Source organism: Prevotella sp. oral taxon 317 str. F0108, from assembly GCF_000162415.1.
Classification (GTDB): Bacteria; Bacteroidota; Bacteroidia; order Bacteroidales; family Bacteroidaceae; genus Prevotella; species Prevotella conceptionensis.
This window is the reverse complement of the sequence record NZ_GG740080.1, coordinates 29,290-31,028: the sequence shown is the minus strand read 5'-3', so window position 1 is coordinate 31,028 and position 1,739 is coordinate 29,290. Positions and strand designations below refer to the sequence as shown.

The 1,739-nt window shown below is 46.1% G+C and carries 2 protein-coding genes; both read left to right on the top strand.

Annotation, left to right across the window (positions count from 1 at the left end; translation table 11 throughout):
* On the top strand, positions 1 to 1,159 hold a 1,159-nt coding region (locus HMPREF0670_RS17490; protein WP_316928778.1), incomplete at its 5' end, for an RHS repeat-associated core domain-containing protein.
* Positions 1,160 to 1,161: 2 nt separating this feature from the next.
* On the top strand, positions 1,162 to 1,542 hold the full coding sequence (locus tag HMPREF0670_RS14625) for a hypothetical protein (protein WP_009231918.1): 381 nt from the start codon (positions 1,162 to 1,164) through the stop codon (positions 1,540 to 1,542).
* Positions 1,543 to 1,739: the final 197 nt, after the last annotated feature.

The following is a 1,739-nucleotide window of genomic DNA, read 5'->3' as shown; positions in this document are numbered from 1 at the left end:
AAGGGCTGATTTGGAACATGCCGTTTCACAGACGGAAGGCAAAGGTTTCTTCGGCCTTTTCTCCAACAACAACACTTCAAAAGAAAGGAGGGAACAGGAAGAACTCATCGCTTGGCAACCCGGCGACTACGCCTACACATGGCTGCCTAACGGCATGTTGGGCAGCGTAACTCGCCCCGACGGAAAGACCGTCACGTTCAAGTACGATGCACTGGGCCGACGAGTTGAAAAAAATTTCAACGGTCGTGTGCACCGCTACCTTTGGGATGGTGACGTTGTCCTTCACGAGTGGGAGTACGACGAAACGAAACGGCCGCAACCAATCGTTGCCGAAAACGGCGAAGTGTCGTTCGACAGGCCCGAGCCAACGGACAACCTCGTCACCTGGATTTACGACACTGACGGCTATGTCCCAACCGCCAAGTTGGTAAACGGCAAGCGTTACGGCATCGTGAGCGACTATATCGGCCGCCCCGTACAGGCCTACGACGAACACGGAACGCCCGTCTGGCAAGCCGACTACGACATCTACGGCAACCTTCGTAACCTAAGGGGCGACAGCCAGTTCGTGCCGTTCCGCCAGTTGGGGCAGTATGAGGATGAGGAGACGGGGCTGTACTACAATCGGTTCAGGTATTACGACCCGAATACGGGTGGGTATATAAGCCAAGATCCGATAGGCCTGGCAGGGAATAATCCGACGTTGTATGCTTACGTGTCAGATGCAAATAGTTGGGTAGATTTGTTTGGGTTGGATTGTGATAAAGCAACTTCAAAAGCTCGAGAATATGAGCAACAAATCCAAGATATGTACGGGGGAAAATTACCCCAATCACAGAGGGAGTATGGAGCAATTGTTGGGGGAACACAAGTTAATGGAATAGCCGACCACGTAGCGAACATAAATGGCAAGAATGTTGCAATAGATGCCAAATACGTAAAGAATTGGTCTAAATCAATACGAAACCCCAATAGTAGTATAGGAAACAAACCATTCGCTATTGCAGAACAACAAAATATGGTTTCTCAAGCCCAAAAATACTCAAACGCTTTTGACGAGGTTATTTATCATACAAACAACCAAGACCTGGCAACACATTACACAAGAATATTCCAAGATGCAGGATTAAACAATGTAAAAATTATAGTTACACCATAATAATGAGTACTAATAATAGAAATATTCCAGGAACAATAAAAGTAGAGGGAAGAGAACATCTATATGTTTCGGATGACGGAGAGGATTTTTTCACAAAAAGAAGCCGATCTGTTAAGAGGCAATCATTATTTGATAGAGTTACTTCTTTGTTTAAAATAGCTCAAAGTGGCGGAGTAATATCGGAGAACTGCAAACTCAGATTACCGACCCATGAATTATTTCATGGACTATCTTATAAAGGAGATATTGAAGGCTGGCGGAAACAAATAGAACAAGGTGCAGAACATTTAGGCTTATTGACAGGTAAAGTATCTAACAATAGCATAGAACTTTCGGATGGCAGAATATATGCTCTATCAGATTGTGAAATTGAGTTTTATTAAGACGCTTAGATTGAAGATTTTTGCTTGTACGCTCGACATTAGAACCGTCTAAATGGTGCAGATACTAAAACAACGGCGACAACCGTGTGGTGCGTCGACGCAACCGCAACAGTGTGTCCTACACGTGGGAGTACGACCGCGCAGGGCGGCTCTGCAAGGCCAGCGACCCACATGGCGAGACGGTGTTCGAGCGCGAC

Bases quoted from the DNA above. Each gene is read 5' to 3' on its own strand.
- HMPREF0670_RS14625 (WP_009231918.1), top strand. From the start codon at position 1,162: ATGAGTACTAATAATAGAAATATTCCAGGAACAATAAAAGTAGAGGGA.